Consider the following 22,568-nt stretch of genomic DNA (forward strand, 5'->3'; position numbering starts at 1 on the left):
CAGTTAGCCGACTCAAGTGAATTTTGTGCTTTAAATCGCTCACAGCCGAAAGCTCATAGCTGATTGCTGACCGCTAAAATCCAATAGCGTTGCCTCCGTCAACGGGTAATACAATTCCTGTTATATAATTGGCGGCATCACCCGCAAGAAATGCCGCGGCATAGCCTATATCATCAGGTTTTCCAAGCTTAGCCATAGGTGTGCGTGATAACACTTTTTGTTTTCTATCGGGATCGCTGTTTAATGCTTTTGAAGACATATCTGTTTCAATAAAACCCGGAGCTATACAATTCACCCTTATGCCCAGCGGTGATAATTCTACTGCCATCGCTCTTGTCATGCCTTCTATAGCTGATTTAGATGCGGTATATGCAATCACTTTCGGAATGCCATACTGCGATGCCATTGAGCTTATAAGCAGTATCACACCGTTTTTTCTTTGCACCATTCTTTTCGCAAATTCCCTGCTGAGAGAAAATACTGCCGACTGGTTGGTTTTTATAACAGATTCGAAATCTTCATCAGTTACCTCAAGTATATCTTTTTTCATATTAATGCCGGCATTGTTTACCAGCACATCAATATGCCCATGCTTATTTATTACTGCTTCAACAAACAATGGAATAGCTTTTATATCTGTTAAATCAAACACATGGTATGCGCAGGATGTTCCTATATTTCCACATGCTTCTTTTAGCTGTAGCTCATTTCTCCCTGTAATAATTACTTTGGCGCCATGATGTGCCATAGTGTTAGCAATAGCAAATCCCAACCCTTTGCCACCACCGGTTATCAATACCTTTTTACCTGTTAAATCAAATTTGTTGTGCATTTGTATTTTTTTATAGCTATTGGCTGTCAGCTATCAGCTGACAGCCAATAGCTCACTTCCCTTTGCTCATTGCTATCTCTAATGCCTTTGTGGTTGTGTAGTATTTCGCCAACATACCGGGTACTTCCCATTCCGGTAATTTTTTTTCTTTTAGATATTGAAGGTACCGTTCCATTACCTGTCCAAAATGCGCTTCATGCCCCACATTATACTTAGCAGGTATAATAACTTTCCATTCCTTGGTATTTATTTTTTCAACGCTCACACCGGGATATTTTGTGCTGATGGTTGCAATAGATTGTGTAATGACACTATCTGCATCTTTACCATTGGCAGGAATAATGTAGAGCACGGGTTTAAAATTTTCTTCCTTACCCTGCCTTATTTCAAGTGTAGATTTTGTTCCTTTCACTATTGCATGATGTGAGTCGCCACCCGCTTCAGCTTTATAATCCCACCGAGCTATAATTTTTACAGGTATACCTTTTATGGTATAATTCATTTCGCCGTTGGCATGTGTTTGCAGGATAGAATCTTTTTCAATTAAAGGTTTCAGGTAATCAGGATACTCATTTTTACCAGTTATGCTGGCAAACTGTGTTGGCGTAAGTGGCGTTGGCCATATGCTTGCTGAAGTAATATTGATATCCTTGCTATAATCAAGGGATACCTCCGGAAGGCATTGCCATTGTACCAGGTCAACAAGGTGCGTTGCCACATCAGCAATAGCATCTCCCTGTTGAGCAGGGTCAAAAAACCATAAAGGACGAACCAGCGGCTTGCCTGAAACGTTCTTGAAAAAATAATGGATGCTCTCAATAAATACGGATGGATCTTTTTCGGAACCCTTTTTTATTTCACCAAACAGCACCGGGTCATGCATTAATTCTTTTTGAATAATATTAGTGATCTCCGACCTTTCAGTCATAATATCATACAGCAATACATTGTTTTTCTTAGCTGCATCAAACGCTTCAACCAGTTTGGTAAAATTATCGGTATTAATAGCCATGGGCTTATCACCCAAAACATTCAACCCTGCATCAACCGAACGTTTGATATAATCTGTTTTCAGCCGGTTATTGCCTGCCAGCACTACCACATTGCCTTTCTTTTCAGCAAGCATTTTCTCTGCAAAATCAGCACCTTTATATACCACTTCATTCCAATGTGTTGGGTTTTCATCCCTGGTATTATATTGATTGATCAGGCTCAGATGCGCATCAACCTCTGCTCCTTCCGGCGCATATACATACACGGTAGTATCAATATCCGGGTAGCTTGTTTTCTGCACCAGTGCCGCGTGAAAATGGCCGGGGTCAAGTGTTAAAAGCCTTACCATACTGCTATCATTTTTTTCACTATCTGCTTTTGTTTCAGATGGCGACTGGCATCCGAAAGCTGCTGTTAAAGCCACAAGAATAATTATTGTAATACGTTTCATCATGTTACCAATCTCAAATTTTAAATCTCAAATGTCAATTCTTACATTGTTGTTTTTACATTAAATCCTTTATCAATCTGGTAGGGCCATCTTTCTGAACGCTTCAGCATGAAGTTAGCCTCGTCATCATTTTTAAACCTTTCCAATACAGGATCCCAATATAATTTTCGTTTAAGCTGCATGGTAATATTATTCAGCAGACAAACAGAGCAGGCTCTGTGCCCTGCTTCTATCGGCGCGATATTGGGCTCTCCTGTGATGATGGCATTAAGCCAGTTGGCATGATGCTCCTTGCTGTCAATCAAATGAATTTCGTTGGGACCTATTACAGAATCAAGTATCTTAGGATTGCTGGCATCAAGCGCTTTGCTGTTATTGCCTTTTTTTATAGGATCGCTGGCGGTTACAGAATAATTTCCCCTTGTTACAAAAATCCAGCCTTCATCGCCGACAAATTTTACTCCATTCGGATATTCATTGCTTGCCAGCACTTTTACACCATTGGCAAATATTGTTTCTGTTTTAAAATTACCATGCACATCCCACAGCGCCTTTTCATCCGGCCAATCCGCAGTGCCCGAAAGTTCTATCGGGCCGGTATCTTCCGTGCCCATACCCCAGTTGGCAATATCAAAGTGGTGCGATCCCCACCCGGTGATCATACCTGCTCCAAATTGTTCGCAACGCAGCCAGCCGGGTCTTGAAAAATCATTTTGTGGATGCACTAATTTTTCTGTGTAGGAAACATAAGGCGTTGCTCCAAGCCATTTTTCAAAATTGAGATTTGAAGGAATGGGCATTTCTTTTTCAGGCGTACTTTCTTTAGGGTTATCAACCGGCAGCCCAACATATATCGTATGCAATTTTCCTACTCGCCCGTTTCTTACCAGTTCGCATGCTTTTTTAAATTGCGGCATAGAGCGTTGCTGGCTTCCTACCTGGAACACAACGCCTGCACGATGCACTTCGTCGCTTAATCTTCTTCCCTCACTGATGCACAAGGAAGCAGGTTTTTCCATGTATATATGTTTTCCGGCACGTGCAGCGGTTATAGCAGGGAGTACATGCCAGTGGTCTGGTGTAGCAATGATCACCGCATCAATATCTTTGTCAGCAATCAGTTCTTCATAATGTTCGTACGTTTTGGTGCTGTTGTAACCAGATTGACCTTTGCCGGCATAGTAATCATCAATAAACTTTTTACCCAGTTGTAATCTTTTGCTGTCAAGATCACATACGGCCAATACCCTTGAAGTTTCCTGCTTCATGGTGCCGGGTATATCCCAGTCGCGTGCAATTCTGCCGGCGCCTATAGCTCCAACATTGATGCGGTTAGATGGCGCGTATTTTCCCAGCACTGATGCAGGAACAATTGTTGGAATGTTGGCAAGCATTGCTGCTCCTGCAGTTCCTTTCAACGTGTTTTTTAAAAAATTCCTGCGGGATGAATTTGTTTTTTTGCTCATGATTATGTTTTTTCTATTATGGCAATCGTTTATAAGTTTTACTGTCAATCCAGTTATTATGTGAGAAGTGAAACATCAGGTGTAAGATCTAAAAGCTCATCTCGCTTTAGACGTCTCCTATATCACTTCTCAGGTTTCACATAGCATCAGTACGGTAAAGGGTCATCCGGGCTTTTGGCTCTTGCTTTACTATAATCAAGCGGTTTGTTCTTTCCTATCACCCATATTATTCCACCCAATATATGCTTTTGAAATTCAGGTTCTGCGTAAGTTGCGCTGTCATGCCCCAGGGATGTATACCATTGTCTTCCACCATCAAATTCATGACACCATACGGATGGAGAAGAAGTTCCTCCGTAGTAAGCTGGCTTATCTTTATCATCAAGCGGAGGAAGATCATGCACGATCAGCACATGAATATCCGGGTTGTATTCTTTAAAAAAATAACACTCATCGTCCCGCTGCCATATTTTAGGCAGAAAAGAAGTAGAAGGATGCGTATCATCAATAATAATTTCTTTGAAAGGCTGGTGTTTTGCATGGCGTAAGAAAGACGCGCCTATCAATCTTTTAAACCAGGGCCACTGGCGCTCAGACCCTGTGGCAGAGTGTATGCCTACAAAACCTCCTCCTGCCTGCACATAACGCATGAAAGCTACTTTTTGCTCATCGGTATCAAAGGTTTCGTTGTTGGTATTATTGAAAATAACCAGGGTATATTTTTTCAGGTTGTCTTCCGTCATACTTGCCGCATCATCGGATACGTCTACTTTAAAACCCTGCTGTTTTCCTATTTCTTGTATAGCGGCTGTGCAGGCAGCCCTGTTGTCGTGTATATAACCTTTCCCATTTTTAGTATATACCAGCACACTGATATTTTTCCATTTTACTTTATACTCCTGCACAGATTTTTTCTGAGCACCTGCTGATGTAAAATAAAAAAACAGCATAATGCTCAGTATCACTTTTGTAATGTTCATCATTCTTTTCATACTTAATATATTATTTTTCCAGGCGTTCTATTTTTATTTCAGGAGGCGTAGCAAAACTTTTCCATGCATCTTCAGCCTGCTGTGTTGTTATACTATCTTCATATACCAGCATCCGGTATTTCAAAATATAATTATTACCGGGGTAAAGCGGCCAATCTTTATTTCTGGTAGGGCTGAAACTGAAAAACACATCGCCGCGTTTATTAGCATCCACCGGCCATACCCGCATAGGTTCCGGGAAGTTATAATTGGTGGGATAACCCATAAATAAAATGCCGGAATGCCCTTTCTCCATATCGCCGTCTATCATACACCATCGTGCGGTTGATGCATCAGCAGCTTTACGGTCTTTGCCTTCTGAAGTAAGTACTTTACTGTTGCTGTTGTTCCAGTCTTCACTTGCCCTGAAACCAAAGCCGCCATAGCGGTACTCTTTCAGTATTACAGCGCTGTCTGTAGCACAATTTAAGGAAGATGAGAAATCAATAAGCCACATTTTTTCTGCAATATTATATACACGCACATCCCATACTTCATTCATAGCAACTGTTTCTGCTCCCGGAGATGGTATATTAAATGCCACGTGTTGCTGCAATGCCCTGAATCCCGTGTACACATTACCGTTATAAGTATCAATAATATTACTGAATCTCACCGTTCCTTTTTTGTCACCAATATTCCAGAAATCTACTTCTTTACCCTGGAACAGAACATGCGTCCACGGATTCCAGATGCCCATATGATGATAATGATCAGGCGCATTGATGCGTGTAAGTATATTACCCGATGGCGACCACAACGGATGTATGAAGCCACTTCTCTTAAATGCAGTATCAATGCCCTTTGGCGGATAATGCGTGGCATAATTGTATTGTATAACCCTGCTGGCGCCGGATGTAATTAAGACATTGCCATCTTTTGAGGAAATATTGAGCGGTTGCTTTTGCTGGAGTTCCCTGCTATTGCTGTTGCACAATTCAAAAACTCTTTTATGTTTGTCGCCAGGTTTTATTATCCACCATAAAAAACGCTGTTGTCCGTTTTCAACCTGGAAAGGAATATTGACAAAATCTTTGCCCACAACTTCTCTTAGATAGAATGCGGAATCATGCAGCGTAGTAATATTATAAAGGGGAATATAAACAGGCGTACTGATGCTGTTGGTAACATTGAGCGTAAACCGCGCAATTACCTGCGCGCCTGCAGATGACAGCAGGCAAAACAAAAGCAATATAGTTCCGGAAAGGGTCTTTTTTCTCATATGTCGGTTCTGCGCAATCAGTTAAGTAAAAATAGGGAGATAGGATATCCTATCCAAAGCCGCTCTCAGCATAAATTACAGCGCCTTTTTTGCACTCGTTACCGGCAACGTTTGCATTAAATATTCTTCATGTAATTGATGTATAATTTCGAAAAGATTTATTCTCTTTAAAAAATTATTGCTTAAAATGTAAAACCTTACCTTTATTTTTCATGCAGAATGTTACCATTAAAGATATAGCCAAACGATTGGGCATATCGGCGTCTACCGTATCAAGAGCGCTGAGAGGAAGCACCGAAATAAATGAGGAAACAAAAAGGCTGGTGCAGGAACTTGCAAAAGAATTAAACTACACACCTAATCCCATCGCTTTATCGCTTAAGGAAAAAAAGACAAAAGTAATTGGCGTAATTGTGCCTGAGATAGCTAATTATTTTTGTTCTGCAGTAATTGCGGGCATTGAAGATTTTGCTTATAACAAAGGTTACCACGTAGTTATTTTTCAAAGTCATGAAAAATATCAACGTGAACTGATGAATATAAAATTACTTGAATCAAGAAGAATAGACGGTTTGATCATATCTGTTTCTAACGAAACTAAAAACGGGAATCACATACAGGAGTTGATTGACAAAGGAATACCTGTGGTAATGTTTGACAGGATTTGTAATGAAGTAGATACCCCGCGGGTGGTAACCGATGACAAAGGAGGCGCTTACATGGCAACCCGTCATTTGATTGAGCAGGGATATACCAGGATAGCGCACATGACCATGAGCCCGCAACTATCTGTTACCAAAAACAGAACAAATGGCTATACTGAGGCATTGAAGGAATACAATATTCCATATCAGAAAAAATGGGTAGTTGCCTGTGATTTTGATATTAAACATATTAAAAGTTCAATACACAAATTGTTTAAATCAACACCCAAACCTAATGCTATCCTGGCATCGGCTGAACGCATTGCTATAAGAAGCATTGAAGTATTGAAAGAAATGAAACTGCGCATACCCGCGGATGTAGCCGTAGCCGGTTTTTTTGATAACCCCATCAGCCGGTTTATTGACCCTCCGCTTACCTCCATTCATCAGCCAACTTTTGATATAGGCCAATCTGCAGCAAGATTACTAATTGAAATGATTGAGGGAAATACGCTGCAGCACCAGTTTAAAACAATTGAGCTGAAAACAACTATAGAGATCAGGGAATCTTCGATGCGGAAGAAGTGAAATAGCTGATAGCTGTCAGGTATCAGCTATTAGCTATTGCAATCATCACCACCGCGATTGCAACGTTGTCCGTATGCGAAAGTGAAACATGTATATCGGCGGCATTGAATTGTTTAAGTGAAACCGCTGTTTCACCGAGTAAACGAACATGTGGTTTGCCAGAAGTTTCATTATATATTTCTATCTCACTAAAAGATGTGCCTTCTGCCCAGCCTGTGCCAATTGCTTTAAAGAATGCTTCTTTCGCCGCGAATCTTGCCGCATAATGTTCAAACTTTTTTGCTTTTGATTCGCAATAGCTGATCTCATGCGCAGAAAAAACCAGTTCCCTGAATCCTTTTTCTTTATTGATAGATGCAGCAATGCGCTCTATCTCCACTATATCTATGCCTACGCCGCTAATCATGACTTTTAGTTTGCTTTTGTGATGCAGTTATCTGCTGCTGAATATATTCTTCTTCGTTCTTTGTGGCTATTTCTTTGGTAAGCGCCTGTTTATAATATTCAATTGCTTTAGCAAAATCTTTATGTTTAAAACTATAATCTCCGGCAATAACATAAGCATGATAAAATTCCGGATTACTGGCAATCACGCTGTCAGTATTCACTTCCAACCCTTCACTTATCATATGCTTGTATCGCCTGAAATTTTCAAACTGCCTGTATTGCGGGCTGTATAAAAAGCTATCAGCGGGAATGGTTAAAACGCTGTCACATATTTCCTGGTTTTCTTTGAGCCCGTGCAAAGCAAAAATTTTATGAAGGTTATATGCCTTAAACTCGCCCAGCTGCCAGGGAGATGTAGATACCCAAACCAATAACTTCTTTGGCTCAAAAATAATAGCGTGATGTGCTATCAACTGGTTCATGGCTTTTTCATTCCCCATGCCGATATCTTCATTATGCAAACCATTCCTGTCTCTTAAAATTGCCGCGGTTTTCAAAACGGTATTTGCGCCTTTTTCATGCAGCAATTCTTCCAGTCTTTTATAGCGATAGGGAGAAGCACTTTTATCAAGCTGCTCTATATTGGGTTCAGAAGCAATAAGCCCTTTACTCTGGAAATGATTAGAACAAAGAATGCGGTCTGACTGAGGGTCGTATACATCCAGCGTATCCGGGGTCTTTTCAATGATCACCGCTTTATTATCAGCAGCAGAACCAACCAGGAAGGATTCTGATACAAACATTTTTCGTTTACCCGCTATCGTTACTGCCTCTTTTATATCAGATGCATATTGCAATATTTCTCTCGCTACCAGCGAAACAGGTGTTGCAGAACCAGAGGGTATACCGCTTTTGGCAGCATTTATGGTAACGGTTAGTCCTTTTTCATTCATGCCTGAAACAACGCCGATAAAACCACCCCAGGTAACGCTCATAAATTTGTAACCTTCAGCAGGATTTTCAAAAGCTATTATCTTGTTTTTTGCAAAATCATCGCCCACATAAAAATCAAAATTCCTGCCAATGATCAATTGGCTATCTGCAGATGCAGCATTCCATGTGCCGAAGGATGTGCAGCCTACCAATGCCATATTCTGCAATGCATGCCCTATATCATGCGCTGCATGATAATTCAGAATACGCTGGTAATTGGTGCCGATATAATCATATTGATCAGACGCTGATTCGGAGACGCCATATATCTCCTCCTTATATTCTTCTGTTATATTTTTATCGAGGTTACGGTTAAACCAGCCTATCACATATTTTAAAAAATGCAGGTAAGATTTTGAAGGGATCATCTTATTGATCTGCGCGTTAAAATAATCTTCCTGCAAAACAACCAGTTCTTTTGAAAGCTTACCATTTACCACACCACGCTCAAATGGCTTGCCTTCCACGTACATTTCATATAAACCGGAATTGCTTTTACGGAACCAGTTATTACCAAGCGTATAAAAATTATTCCCGTGGTCTTCCCGCTCCCGTTGCAGACCTGATTTATCTGCTATTGCAGGCGGATCAATATCACTCACATATACCACGTAAGCAAACAGCAACAGCAATATTGCTATAATGGAGATAGCAATATACAGTAGCCATTTGCCTGCTTTTTTCAATCTATGCATTTCTTATTTTTTCTACTATAGCTTCATTGCCTAAAATAGTAATGCTTGTAAGCAATGCGCTGATGGTTGAGCCAAGCACACCATGTATATTAATATTCTGACCGGTAAGGTAAAGATTCTGCACCTTTGTACGGGGCGAAATAAATGTCTTTAACGGGTCTTTATAATCTTTGGCTATACCATATAATGATCCGTCATAATTACCGATATAATCCCGGTAAGACAAAGGCGTGGAAGTAGTATACGATTGAATACAGTTTCTCAATCCAGGGAATCTCTCTTCTACAAGATCAAGCAAAATTTCCGCCTTATATTTTTTGAACGCTTCATAGTTTTCTCCCCTGCTGTTTTCATTTGACACAGTATTGAATGTATCATGCCAGGGCGCCACCTCTTCATAACGCATAAAGGCAAAAATAGTCAGCGCTTCACCATATTCATCATTTTCAGAAGCCGGCGGCACAAACATGGCATAAGACAGCGGCCAATTATCTTCCGTATAATCTGTAAGATTCCATATCTCTCCTTCCTTATGATAATAATAGTTATGCTTTATATAGGGAAAACAGTTTTTCTTTAAAGCGATATGCACAAGAAAAGATGAAATGGTATGCGGCAGGCTGCTCAATCTTTTGCGATAAATATTTTTGATGATCGGCGTTTCTGTCATCTCCATTGTTTTTGCCGGGTGAATATTGGAGATGAATATATCGCCATAAATTTTCCTGCCATCCGCAGCCTCCACATATATTACCTTATCCTCCTGCACCTGTATTTTTTTTACTTCAAAATGACGGATGATCTCTCCTCCCATTTCACGGATATTCTTTGCCAGTATTTTCCCAATTTGCGATCCGCCGTTAATGCATTTCCACGAGCTTTCAATATAACTGTTAAGAATAAGCGCATGTATATAAAAAGGCGTTTCATCAGGTCGTCCTACATATAATCCATTATTACCAACCAGCACAGCCTGCAATTTCAGGTTATCAGTTATCTCTTCAATAACAGTACGCGTATCTTCCCTCATCGCGTCTGCCTTTTCTTCAAACAAACCGTGGGTGCGCAATTTATACAGCGGGAATTTATCACAGGTTTCCTTCACTTTATCACAGTATGCTCTTATTGCCGTTTCTTCCTCAGGAAAATAAACCAGCAATTGCCGAACAAAATTTTCATAGCCTTGTGCCAGTTTATATTCGTACTTATCTCCGCTTATAATAATACGGTCAAAACCATCTTCATCCATCCGCTGTATTTTCAGCTTATCCATTACACCCAGGTACTTAAAAACCTGGTAAAGGTTTTGTCCTTTATCAAGCCCGCCTATATAATGCACGCCTGAATCAAAAACCACTTTATCCCGTGCAAAGGTTTGAAGGCTGCCTCCTATTTGCTTATTCTTTTCCAGTACGCAAACGCAATAGCCTTCTTTTGCAAGCAAAGCGGCAGATACCAAACCACCTATACCGCTTCCTGTAATTACTATATCATATTTATCTGCCTGCATTAATTTTTATTACTGATCACAAAAATAATATTGGATGTGTATTTTGTTTCATCTATCTCCCGGCAATACATACCGTTCGCCGCCGCTATCTCATGTATCATGCTGCCTGAAAGAAATGATAATCCTTTATCGGTTGTTTTATTGAATTGTAAAAGCTTTGTAGAGAAAAACTCAGTAAGCTTTGTGCCTTTGTGCTTTTCTACCCGCTCTTTATCACCATCCCGTATAATTAAAACACCGCCAGGATTCAGCGCCTGTATGCATTTTTCAATAATGTGCTTTTGCTCACCAGGTTGAAGATAGTGCAGCATATCTGCCGCGATAATACCATCGTATTTTTCAAAAACAAAATGTGTTACATCTGTATAAGCAAACTGTATGCGCTCATCCTTGCTGAAGCAATGCTGCGCAACGGTAATTTTTTCTTCATCATAATCCGCAGCATATATTTCCCGCTCTATAGCAGCAAAACGCAGCATATACGGCATAAAGCCATAGCCGCAACCAATATCGAGTATTTTGCCTTTTTGCGGCAGCAGTTTATGAAAAACAGCATAATTTTTTTCTAACCCTACCTTCACGCGCATATACCATTCCAACACCGGGCCTTTGTAAATATAATTGTAAAACAATTTTTCTCTGTGCCAGTCCGGTTGTTCAAGCGATTGTCTTAACTGGTCAAACTCACTCCTGAAATATTTCCCTACCTGTTTTGCTCTTTCTGAATAGGTATTACCGAAGGATATATTTTCTGGTGAAATACGTGGTAAAAACTTCAACACGATATGCCCGTCTTTCAGCATCATATCTCCCTTGCTCAGCGTATAGCCTGTACCGTGAATAATAACCGGCAGTATATCTATGCTCAATTGTTCTGCCAGGAAGAAAGCGCCTTTGTGAAAACGTTTCATATTCCCGTCAGACGATCTGGTACCCTCTGGAAAAATAACCACGGAATAACCAAGCTTCACTTTTTCCCTGATCTTCTCCAGGTTATTTTCTACACCCATTGAAGCAGAATAATAATCAGCCATGCGCACCGCCAGCCCTGAAACCGGAGCGTTTCTTACCCTGTCATTCGTAAAAACGATCAGCTTGGGGTGCATCATCATCATTACAAAATTATCGAGCCCCGACTGGTGATTACAAATAATGATAGCAGGACTGGAGAAATCTTCTTTTAACGAATTGATGATCGTCTTCTTTACATTGCCCATTATATATATCAGTGACCTGGAGAATTTAGCGATCACTTTATGATAAAGCAGCTTTCCTTTCTCTTTATTGAAAGGATTAAGCTTAACGAGTATAATGCCGATAAGAACCAATAGTATGCTTCCGAAAATAAACCAGACCTGGGAGAAGATGGTTTTGCTGAGCGACCAGAATGTCCACGGATAGACGCCCCGTTTTACGCGGTTGCTGATTAAAAAATTAAACAGGTAAGGTATACAAACCTGCGATACCAGTACAACACAAAGTATACCTGTTACAGATATGGAAGCAATGGAACGAAGCGCAGGATGTTTGGCGAATATCAGCACACCCAGGCCTGCCAGTGTAGTCACCGCAGACAGGATAATTGATGATTTAAAAGAAGCCAGATTTTTCCTGCCGGTTTTATACTCCTGCAATAAACCATCTATAATAAATATACTGTAATCATCACCCAGTCCAAAAATGAGCGTTGATACAATGATGTTGATGATATTGAATTTAATGCCAAGCAAACCCATTATTCCCAATATCCATATCCATGTAATGAACATAGGAAGAAAAGCCATCAGCGCCAGCTCTATCCTCCCGTATGTAATAAGCAAAACGGTAAAAACAAAAACAGAGGTAATTAAAGCGATGCGGGTAAAATCTATATTGATCAGTTCAACAAACCTGCCGGTAAGATACTGGCGGTCCAGCACAGTGATACCGGCTTTATTATCGAAGGTTTCATATATAGCAGGTTTGTTGGCTGCTTCTGCTTTTACCAGCGTAACCACGGTTGTGCGGTCATTATATTCCGCTATATAATCATCCAGGAAAGAGCTTCGCAATTGATGAAGCGTAGCGGTATCAACAACCGTGTATGTTTGGTTAAGTAAATCAGTAAAACGATCAAAAGCGGTTGCACTATAGCCAAGCGCTGTGCCTTCCTTTTTTATGACTGTTAAAACTGCCGCTTTTTTCTCCGGCGTCCAGTATGCATTCCAGCGCTGTATCCGTTCCTGCTGCAATGCTCCTGATATAATGAGTGAAGAAACGCCGGAATATTTATTGACAATGGATTTATCTTTTAGCGCCTCTATATCCTGCTGCACTTTTTCACTTTGCAAAAGCGCTTCTTCAAGATTTTTTCCTTCAGCAATAATATATACGGATTGTGTAGCCGCCTGGTTGATCGCGTTCAATTTTTGCTCTGCCTGTTTTAATGCAGGAGGCATATAATTCATATTGTTGAGATCGGTTTCAAAACCAACTTTCTGCGATGTAAAGGCAAAACCGATCGTTAACAATAGTATTCCGGCTATAATAAATTTATTATGCTCCGGGCGTAATGCAGCCAGTTTGTCAATCCATGAATGGCTATATTCATCAGCATCCTTTTTTTTATGCTTACTGATGAAATGTGGTAAAAAAATAAGCGATGAAAGCGCTGCGCCTATTAAACTGAAGCCCGCAAATAAACCGAGATCCTTCAGCATATCAGACTCGGCAAAAGTAAGACAGAAAAAACCGCCGATGGTTGTAGCACTACCCAGCGTTAAAGGAAAAGCAAGATCATCAATTACCTTTTTTATATCACCCGTATGCCGGTAATGATTAAATACATGCAGCGAGTAGTTTACCGCTATGCCCAGTATAACCGAACCTGTACCTATAGCAATTACAGATATACTTCCCCTGATTAAATATACCGCTGCGAGTGCAAACAATGCTCCTGCAACCACGGGTATCATAATTACCAGCGGCGCTGATTTTCTTTTAAAATAAAAACCGATGAAGAGCACAAGGAAAAGAACCGTTATGCCCTGTGTTAGCCCGGTATCTTTACTGAGTTGTGCCGCATTGCCTGCCGAAACTGCCGTTGCACCAAAATAGGCAACACCTATATCACCTGGGCAGGTAGCAGCGATGCTGTCGAGCCCGCTCAAAAACAGTTGGTTTTTACCTGTATTGTTAGGGGGGTATACCGGTGTAATAAAAAGCAGCAGGTTTTTTTGATCTTTGGTCATCACACAATCATCATACAACTCAAAATTTTCATCGTATTGTAATTGCTGCAACTTTTTTAAACCGATGAAAGATATGCCTGAAGGGTCGCCGGCAATCATATTTTTTAATGCAAAACCAGCGGGTGAAGTCAGCAGTTGCAGGTTGTGTTCAAGCGTTCCCTTTAATATGCCGGGCTGAATCAAGCTATCAATAGTTTTATAATCCTGCGGGGTGAGATAAACAGGCAGGTGTTCATTAACAATATCAAATAACGTTGCCGTCATATCATCATCAACACGGTAATTTATCTTACGGATATAGGGAGCAAGTTTGCTGCTGACATGCTCAACAAAAGTATCTGCAAATAATATCAGGCTATCAGGCGGTACCGCATTCGTATCTTTCAATGATACCATCACCACCAGTTTATCCATAAATTTTGAATGCTGAAAAACTTCGTTCAGCTTTTCAACTTTCGGATCCTTAGGCAGTATCCTCGATATATCTTCTTCAAATTTTAATTTACGGGCAAAAAAAGCGGAGAATAAAATAAACGCGGCAAACAGGCTGTACAGCAACCATCTTCTTTGCCTGAAAAAAGCATATATGTTGGAGAAAAATTGCTGCATGGGTTGATGTTAAACTACGGTACTCGCCTTTTTCTTAAACACACTCAGCAGTATCCATGTAATTACACCGCCTGCAACAGCTGCCGCAACAGCCAGGGTAATGCTTCCATATATATATTGCTGAAAATTATTTTTTACAGAATCGAAACTCAGATCGCGGGTAAACAATAGATCTCCGCTACCGTTAGCCATCCAAATAGCGCCGGTTTTATAACTTAAAAAAACAATCAGCGGTATCATTGGCGGAATACTGATATTGGCCGCGATTATAACAAGCGCCTTATTCAACCGCAATACTATGGCAAGAAAAATGGCAGTTACCAACTGGAATCCCCAGATAGGCACAATACCCATAAATACACCCAGTGCCACTGACAATGCTTTTATATGATCCGGTTCATTTACATTAATAAGATGATCGCGGACAAATGCTTCACGGCTCTCTCTTTTAAACAAAGAGCGGAAAAAATTTCGCGGCTTTATATATAAGAAAGCAATCAGCACAAGTATGGTATTCAACACACCAATCCTGAAAAAATCTTTAAACGGCCTGAAATGCGTGATCCTTTCGCCTGCAGGCGCATAATATACCGATATGGGAACAGGGGTTATTTCCAGCCCTTTCCATGCTGCTCTTACCAGCACTTCAATTTCAAACTCATACTTGGTGGTAAAAAAGCGGGTATGCTTAAAATGTTGTACAGGATATAAGCGATAGCCCGATTGTGTATCAGGCATGTTAATACCTGTTTCTATTTTAAACCAAAAATTAGAAAACTTATTACCGAAAGTATTTTTACCCGGCATGTTTTCCTGGTTAAGATTTCTTGAGCCGATTATTATCCCGCCAGGAGATGTTTTCAGCTTTTCAATAAATACAGGAATGTCCTTAGCGAAATGCTGACCATCTGAATCAATAGTAATAGCATAATCAAAGCCCAGCGCTATCGCTTTTTCAAAACCTTTACGCAGCGCCCAACCTTTACCAACATTTTTTGAATAGCCAATATATGTTATAAATGAGAATGATGAAACAACAGTTTCCGTATTATCGGAAGAGCCATCATTTACAACAATGATATTTTTTGTATACCCGGCTACATCTGCAATAACAGCAGGCAGTGTACCTGCATTATTATAGGTTGGAATAATAACGCACAATTGCCGGTCATTGAATGTTTCCCTTAGAATATCGTTCTCGTTCATCTGGTTTTAGTGCCGGCAAAGATAATCAAATATTCCCCGCCCTGAAGGGCAGGGCTATTCATACCCCTTATCTCCTAAGGAAGGACAGATACATTCTTAATATACAAGAGATGAATTGACCCGCCCTTCAGGGGGAGAACCGACACACAGTACTTGCTTTGCAATGCGGTTGTGAAAATTTCCGCAACATAACCTACAAAGCATCAGGAGTTTTATTTAATTATTCGAAATAATTTAAAAGCTGACCTGGTTAACAGGTTTCCTCCCCTTTAGGGAAGTTCGTAAGGCTGCCTGTTTTATCTTACCTGCTTCCTAACACATACCTTACCGATATCCCGAAGTTTGTTGCAAAAAAAGAGTCCTGGAAATCAGGCTTGGTAAAGAAAATACTTGGCCTATAGTCTGCAGAAAGGTTCAGTGGAATGGTGGGGAATTTATAATCTATACCGCCGGTTGGAAAAAAACCAAACCCAAGCCCACGGTAACCACCATTTTTATCGCTGAAAGAATTATACATCGTCAATCCACCACCAACATACCAGTTTAACCCTTCAACAGGTATGGCAAAATGATGCTGGTACGCGGCAGACGCGGCAAAGGTAAATGGAGAATGCCCTACATATGATTTGTGACCAATACCTGCATTAACTTCAATAGCGCCGGCATTTGTTACAAAGGTTTTATACGAAAAAGAGAAGAAATCATAATAGCTGACAGGAGATACTCTTGCTCCAATGGCATTTTTATAAGTAACCTGTGCAAAACTGATAGCTGATATGCCAACGGCAACCAGGGTTAATCCTAAATATCTTTTCATCATAAGAATCATAATTTGAGCCCAAAGATACGGTATGAAAACTGCACTCATTATAAAGAAATGTTATTCGTGGCTCAATTTTCCCAGCTTTAACAACCTCTAAACCAAAGAAATGAATGGCAACAATTATTCTTTATATTTGAAAATTATATTCTTATGAAAAGTATTTTAGCTACACTTTTTTTGTGTGCCTGTTATTTTTTTCCGCAAGCCCAGTCTTCATTAAAAATAGACAGGAGTAATTATTATAAAATAATAGCTTCTGAAAATCTTGAATCCATCAATACCCAAATTGAATTTGTAAAAAACAGCGGAGAAAAATATAAAGAAGCCTTTGAAGGCGCCCTGATGATGAAAAAGGCAGGATTATTAAAAGGTGCACCCAATAAGCTAAAGGAGTTTAAAGCCGGCCGCCAAAAACTGGAAGATATATTGGCAAAAACCCAGGACAACGCCGAATTAAGATTTTTGCGCCTTATTATACAGGAAAATGCCCCTAAAATTTTGGGTTATCATAAAGAACTGGAAGAAGATCATAAATATATTGTGACAAATTTTAAAACCATTCCTGAAGCCACACAACAGGCTATCAGGGATTACAGTAAATCTTCGAAAATATTATCACTATCAGATTTTTAACCCTGGAAAGAATGAGTAAAAAAGTATTAGCGGTATATTTTACCCAATCCGGACAATTAGAGCAAATTATACATGAGTTTACCCGGCCATTAAGTGATTCAGGCGATATTACCGTTGAAAAAGTGCGCATTGAACCGCAGAAAAAATTTCCCTTTCCCTGGACCTCTCCCACATTTTTTGATGCCATGCCGGAAAGTGTTGACGGCGTTCCGGCTGAGCTTGAAAATTTTTCATTTAAGGAGTCAAAATACGACCTGATTATTTTTGGCTATCAACCCTGGTTTCTTTCTCCAAGTATACCGATGAGCTCCCTGGCCCAGCATCCTGGTTTTATCGCTGTGGCAAAAGATACACCGCTGGTAACCATCAGCGGCTGCCGGAATATGTGGATTAATGCACAGGAAAAACTAAAACGGCATTTTAAAAGCGCAGGTACGCTGTTAAAAGGAAATATAGCCCTGGTGGATAAACATAATAATTATGCAAGCCTTATTACTATTTTTTACTGGATGCTTACCGGTAAAAAAGATCGTAAGTGGGGAGTATTTCCAAGACCAGGCGTTTCGGATGAAGATATTGCAGGCGCTTCCGTATTTGGAGAAACAGTAAAAAAACATCTTCTTGCAGACGACTGGGATGGTTTGCAACCCGCGTTGGTGCAGCAAAAGGGAGTGGATGTTAAATATTCGCTCATGTTTATTGAACGCAAAGCAGGAAAAATTTTTAAAATATGGTCGAAGATTATACATGGCAAGAAAAACAGGGCAGCCTGGCTTGTTGGATTCAAATATTATCTTTTAATTGCCCTTTGTATAGCCGCACCCATAATATTAACGGTTGATGCTATATTCTTTAAACCTTTTCTTGGTAAACGTATAAAAAAACAAAAAGCATATTATGAGGGGGTAACCCTTGAATCATAAGAGAATACCTCTATTTTAATAGCAAAATCAAAGGAGTAATCCATTAATTTTGCGGGCACGACGGGTAAGATGAGATATTTTATTTTTGAATTTTATTAAACGTTAAGATGGCATTAAACGAAGTATATATTACAAGAACAGCTTCTTTTTTTCCGAATAACCCTGTTTCTAATGACGAAATGGAAGACTACCTTGGCTATATCAATGGCAAACCTTCAAAATCACGTAGAATAGTTTTACGCAATAACGCTATAACCAACCGCTATTATGCACTGGAAAAGGGCGGCAAACCTACACACACCAATGCGCAGCTTACAGCGCTTGCTGTAAAAGAATTATTTAAGAATGACCCACAGGGAATAAAAAAAGTAGATGTATTATCATGCGGCACTTCATCTCCTGATCAGATGATGCCATCGCATGGTTGCATGGTTCATGGTTGGCTGCCTGAAATGGGTTCGCTCGAAGTAGTATCGCCCAGTGGGGTTTGCTGTGCAGGTATGCATGCCTTAAAATATGCCTATATGGCGGTAAAAACCGGTGATGCTCAAACCGCGGTGGCTACAGGTTCCGAACGTTTTTCCGCATCGCTTGTAGCGCACCAGTTTGAAGATGAAATTCATAAGTTGGAAGAGCTTGAAGAGAACCCGTATATCAGTTTTGACAAAGAATTTTTGCGCTGGATGTTATCTGACGGGGCAGCGGCATTTTTGTTATCCGGCAAAAAGAATGAAGAAGGACTAAGTTTAAAGGTTGAGTGGCTGGAAGGCATATCTTACGCGGATCATATGGAAACCTGTATGTATATGGGTGCGGAAAAACAGGCAGATGGCACATTAAAAAGTTATCTTGAGTTTGATCATCATGACATGAATGAGAAATCTGTGTTAAGCATAAAACAGGATGTAAAGTTATTAAGTGAAAATATTGTTCCCTACGGCGGCAAAATGCTGAAACGTTTGTTTGAAACCAAAGGAATTACACCCGATGATATTGCATACTTCTTGCCCCATATGTCAAGTAGCTTTTTTAAGGATAAAATTTACCAGGAGCAGGTGAAAAATGGTCTTGAAATACCTTATGAAAAATGGTTTGTGAATTTAAGCACTGTTGGTAATGTTGGCGCAGCATCAGTGTATTTCATGGTTGATGAACTATTTAAAAGCGGTAAACTTAAAAAAGGAGACAAGCTTTTACTGGTTGTTCCTGAAAGTTCACGATTCTCGTATATGTATGGTTTGCTTACAGTATGCTGAGCAAGTGGTAAGGCGTAAGTAGTAAGTGATAAGGTGTAAAAAGGTTATGAATTGTAAACGCTGATAGCTGACTGCTGACAGCCCACAGCCAAATACAACACATATGAAAAAAGATGAAATACCCCAGGATCCCGGAGCTTTGGGTAAGATAGCGAAAGAATTGTCTTATGTTGTAGATGAAAATGGGAATTATACTACAGGCTTCAGCACGGGTTGGGAAATAAAAATGAAAGCCCTTGATGTAGCCTGGGAAAATGTGGAGAAAAGAATAGCCGAAGCAAAACAAAAAGTATTGAATGGCGAAGCAAGTCCTTTGCTGTATTATATGGAACTGAAGCTGATGGATGTGGAAATTGTGGCAGGTTATACCGGCTTCTGGAAATGGCAGGTAAAAAAGCATTTAAAACCGGAAGTATTTAAAAAACTACCCGACAGGAAATTAGAAAAATACGCCAAACTTTTTGAAATATCCAAAGAGCAGCTTTCACAAGTATCTTAGAAGGCCTGATTAAAATTAAACGTAAGAAGAAAACATGCAATTGGATTTTAACCACATTCAGGCCGCGCATTGCGAAAATGGCGTTACCACCAGTTTATTACGGCACACAGGTGTGCAGCAAATAACGGAGCCGCTGGCATTTGGCATAGGCTCAGGACTGTTTTTTATTTATATACCTTTTTTAAAAGTAAATAATGGTCCGGCTATATCTTTTCGCACAATGCCGGGCATGATATTTAAAAGAACCTGTAATTCGTTAGACATACCGGTTTTCAGAAAAAAATTTTCATCACCTGAAAAAGCGCAACAGGAATTAAATGAGCGGTTAAAAGCAGGTCAGCCGGCAGCCTGCCAGGTTGGGGTGTATTATCTTACTTATTTTCCTAAGGAATATCGTTTTCACTTTAATGCTCACAACCTGATTGTGGTTGGCAGAGAAGGTGATAACTATATTATCAGCGATCCTATAATGGAAACGCTGGTAACTATGAGCAGCTATGAACTGGAAAGAGTTCGTTTTGCAAAAGGCCCGTTAGCGCCTCGCGGACAATTATATTATCCTAAAGAAAACCGGCAGGTAACAGATGAACAGATTAAAAAGGCGATTGTAACCGGTATTAAAAGAAATGTTCGTGATATGCTGCGCATTCCGGGTAATATAGCCGGCATAAAGGGTATACGCTATACTGCTAAAAAAATCAAAGGCTGGAAGAATAAGCTCGGTACGGAAAAATCAAGAAGTTATTTAGCGCAGTTGGTGCGTATGCAGGAAGAGATAGGAACCGGTGGCGGCGGATTCCGCTTTATATATGGCGCATTTTTGCAGCAGGCTCATACATACCATCCTGTTGATGAACTGATAGACATTTCAAAACAGTTTACCCATACCGGTGATCTATGGAGAGATGCTGCCATCCAGGCTTCCGGTATTTATAAAGGCAGGCTTACCGAACAATCTGATTATGATATGATGGGTGATTACCTCCTGAAAATTGCTGATCTCGAGAAAAAAGCATTTGAAGACTTATCGGAAGTGGTAAAGAAAATGAAATAAGTCACACTACCATTTACCTGTATGCAAAATGAACGAACAGCTTAAACAAATAGAAGAAAAATTGTATCAACTTAAAAAGTTAGACAGTAATTACAGTCTGTTCGGTTCCCTAAAACATAGATATCATCTAAATCCACCTATATCAAGTGAAAAAATTGAAAAGTTTGAGTTGAGAAATAAAATATCCTTACCTAATGACTATAAGGAATTTTTAATTAATGTTGGAAATGGAGGTGCGGGACCATTTTATGGGCTCGAGCCTCTGGAAAACGCATTATTTGAGGATTTAGATTACAAAGACCCAATGTCTTTATTAGATCCAAGCAATCTTTTTTTGCACACAGAACCCTGGAATTTAAATTTTAAACCAACACTAGATGAGAAAGAAAATATAGAAGAATATGAGTTACAGCTACAAGAGTTTGAAGAAATATATTTTGATTCCAAACAATTAAATGGAGTAATTGCCATTTGCAATTATGGCTGTGGGATAAGTTTAAATTTAGTTGTAAACGGAAAAGAGTATGGAAATATCTGGACAAATGACAGGGTAAATAACAATGGAATACATCCATCTTATGAGTTAGGTAACAAAGGTAAAATCACTTTTTTAAATTGGTATGAGCTTTGGCTAAACAACTCTTTAGATAAAATAGAAACAACAGCATCAATCCGGGATTTACAAGTCGAAAAAACACAAAAGGCAGCTAACACAAACACAGCTTGGTGGAAGTTTTGGTAATCATTTAATTTGACTTATTTATTAGTGACGAATACCATTTCCATACAAAATCTTGATTTCACCTACAAGGGCAGTGCCCAAAAGCTTATTAATAATCTCAGCCTGCATATTCAAAAAGGTGATCGCTTCGGTATTTTCGGACCTAACGGCGCCGGCAAAACAACATTGATGAACCTTATGACAGGTCTTCTGCCCTATTCCTCCGGCTCTATTCAATTACTGGGCAATGAAATAAAAACCAACCGGAATAAAATAAAAACACTTTTCGGCTTTGTACCACAGGATTTTTCATTCTACCATGAATTAAGTCCGGCAGAGAATATGGAATTTTTTGGTGCATGGGCAGGGCTGCACAAAAAGCAGATAAAAGAAAGAACAGGTGAATTGCTGAACATATTATCGCTTACCCATGTACGTGATACACCTGTTAAGAACTTTTCAGGAGGCATGAAAAGAAGGGTAAATCTTGCCATAGCCGTAATGCATGAGCCCGAAATATTATTCTTAGATGAGCCAACGGTTGGCGTAGATGTACAAACGCGTTATGCGATTATAGACTATCTTAAATCGCTGAATGAAAAAGGCACAACGCTGGTCTATACATCCCATCATTTGAAAGAGGCAGAAGATTTATGCAATACCGTAGCCATGATAGATGAAGGCAATATAATTGTGCACGACAGTTTAGAAAACCTTTTGAAAGATCACCTGCAGGATGGACTGGAAGGACTGTTTTTGAATTTGACAGGTAGGGCATACAGGGATTAATTTGAAAATGGAA

Annotated in this window: 19 protein-coding genes; 8 read left to right on the plus strand and 11 right to left on the minus strand. The window is 39.8% G+C overall.

Features of this window, described 5'->3' with window-relative positions; genetic code table 11:
- Positions 1-73: 73 nt before the first annotated feature.
- The 5 genes from DC498_RS15385 to DC498_RS15405 all read right to left on the minus strand — a co-directional run bounded on the left by DC498_RS15385 (position 74) and on the right by DC498_RS15405 (position 5,995).
- Positions 74-832, minus strand: coding sequence for an SDR family NAD(P)-dependent oxidoreductase (locus DC498_RS15385; RefSeq protein ID WP_116875069.1), 759 nt, complete (start codon positions 830-832; stop codon positions 74-76).
- Between the two features lie 52 nt (positions 833-884).
- Entirely contained in the window at positions 885-2,279 is a 1,395-nt protein-coding gene (locus DC498_RS15390) for a putative oxidoreductase C-terminal domain-containing protein (RefSeq protein ID WP_240628028.1), read from the minus strand.
- Between the two features lie 38 nt (positions 2,280-2,317).
- Positions 2,318-3,742, minus strand: coding sequence for a Gfo/Idh/MocA family protein (locus tag DC498_RS15395; RefSeq protein WP_116875071.1), 1,425 nt, complete (start codon positions 3,740-3,742; stop codon positions 2,318-2,320).
- A 146-nt stretch (positions 3,743-3,888) separates the two neighbouring features.
- Positions 3,889-4,734, minus strand: a complete 846-nt coding sequence (locus tag DC498_RS15400) for a ThuA domain-containing protein (RefSeq protein WP_240628029.1) — start codon at positions 4,732-4,734, stop codon at positions 3,889-3,891.
- Between the two features lie 10 nt (positions 4,735-4,744).
- Entirely contained in the window at positions 4,745-5,995 is a 1,251-nt protein-coding gene (locus tag DC498_RS15405) for a PmoA family protein (RefSeq protein WP_116875072.1), read from the minus strand.
- A 212-nt stretch (positions 5,996-6,207) separates the two neighbouring features.
- Between DC498_RS15405 and DC498_RS15410 the strand changes: the two genes are divergently transcribed.
- Complete coding sequence (locus DC498_RS15410) at positions 6,208-7,227, plus strand: LacI family DNA-binding transcriptional regulator (protein ID WP_116875073.1); 1,020 nt, start codon at positions 6,208-6,210, stop codon at positions 7,225-7,227.
- 22 nt (positions 7,228-7,249) lie between these two features.
- Here the strand turns inward: DC498_RS15410 and acpS are convergent, their stop codons facing one another.
- The 6 genes from acpS to DC498_RS15440 all read right to left on the minus strand — a co-directional run bounded on the left by acpS (position 7,250) and on the right by DC498_RS15440 (position 16,677).
- On the minus strand, positions 7,250-7,633 hold the full coding sequence (gene acpS / locus DC498_RS15415) for a holo-ACP synthase (RefSeq protein WP_116875074.1): 384 nt from the start codon (positions 7,631-7,633) through the stop codon (positions 7,250-7,252).
- Positions 7,626-9,302, minus strand: a complete 1,677-nt coding sequence (locus DC498_RS15420; protein ID WP_116875075.1) for a C45 family autoproteolytic acyltransferase/hydolase — start codon at positions 9,300-9,302, stop codon at positions 7,626-7,628. Before DC498_RS15420 ends, acpS begins: the two co-directional genes overlap by 8 nt.
- Positions 9,295-10,812: a phytoene desaturase family protein gene (locus tag DC498_RS15425; RefSeq protein ID WP_116875076.1), complete on the minus strand. Its 1,518-nt coding sequence runs from the start codon at positions 10,810-10,812 to the stop codon at positions 9,295-9,297. The genes DC498_RS15420 and DC498_RS15425 overlap by 8 nt, the downstream gene beginning before the upstream one ends.
- Entirely contained in the window at positions 10,812-14,651 is a 3,840-nt protein-coding gene (locus DC498_RS15430; protein ID WP_116875077.1) for a trifunctional MMPL family transporter/lysophospholipid acyltransferase/class I SAM-dependent methyltransferase, read from the minus strand. Before DC498_RS15430 ends, DC498_RS15425 begins: the two co-directional genes overlap by 1 nt.
- Before the next feature lie 9 nt (positions 14,652-14,660).
- Positions 14,661-15,857, minus strand: a complete 1,197-nt coding sequence (locus tag DC498_RS15435; protein ID WP_116875078.1) for a DUF2062 domain-containing protein — start codon at positions 15,855-15,857, stop codon at positions 14,661-14,663.
- Between the two features lie 301 nt (positions 15,858-16,158).
- A complete protein-coding gene (locus DC498_RS15440; RefSeq protein ID WP_133176866.1) occupies positions 16,159-16,677 on the minus strand; it encodes a hypothetical protein in 519 nt (172 codons plus the stop codon).
- Between the two features lie 153 nt (positions 16,678-16,830).
- On the opposite strand from DC498_RS15440, the gene DC498_RS15445 reads away from it, so the two are divergent.
- The 7 genes from DC498_RS15445 to DC498_RS15475 all read left to right on the plus strand — a co-directional run bounded on the left by DC498_RS15445 (position 16,831) and on the right by DC498_RS15475 (position 22,555).
- Positions 16,831-17,313, plus strand: coding sequence for a hypothetical protein (locus DC498_RS15445; protein WP_116875080.1), 483 nt, complete (start codon positions 16,831-16,833; stop codon positions 17,311-17,313).
- Positions 17,314-17,324: 11 nt separating this feature from the next.
- Positions 17,325-18,236 (plus strand): hypothetical protein, encoded by a 912-nt coding sequence (locus DC498_RS15450; RefSeq protein WP_116875081.1) that lies wholly within the window; start codon positions 17,325-17,327, stop codon positions 18,234-18,236.
- A gap of 107 nt (positions 18,237-18,343) precedes the next feature.
- Entirely contained in the window at positions 18,344-19,492 is a 1,149-nt protein-coding gene (locus tag DC498_RS15455) for a beta-ketoacyl-ACP synthase III (protein ID WP_116875082.1), read from the plus strand.
- A 103-nt stretch (positions 19,493-19,595) separates the two neighbouring features.
- A complete protein-coding gene (locus tag DC498_RS15460) occupies positions 19,596-19,991 on the plus strand; it encodes a hypothetical protein (protein WP_116875083.1) in 396 nt (131 codons plus the stop codon).
- 34 nt (positions 19,992-20,025) lie between these two features.
- Positions 20,026-21,045, plus strand: coding sequence for a BtrH N-terminal domain-containing protein (locus DC498_RS15465; RefSeq protein WP_116875084.1), 1,020 nt, complete (start codon positions 20,026-20,028; stop codon positions 21,043-21,045).
- A 28-nt stretch (positions 21,046-21,073) separates the two neighbouring features.
- Complete coding sequence (locus DC498_RS15470) at positions 21,074-21,787, plus strand: SMI1/KNR4 family protein (protein ID WP_116875085.1); 714 nt, start codon at positions 21,074-21,076, stop codon at positions 21,785-21,787.
- Positions 21,788-21,796: 9 nt separating this feature from the next.
- Entirely contained in the window at positions 21,797-22,555 is a 759-nt protein-coding gene (locus DC498_RS15475) for an ABC transporter ATP-binding protein (protein WP_240628030.1), read from the plus strand.
- Positions 22,556-22,568 lie beyond the last annotated feature (13 nt).

Origin of the sequence: Terrimonas sp. (genome assembly GCF_003075435.1) — a bacterium.
Taxonomy (GTDB): Bacteria; Bacteroidota; Bacteroidia; order Chitinophagales; family Chitinophagaceae; genus Agriterribacter.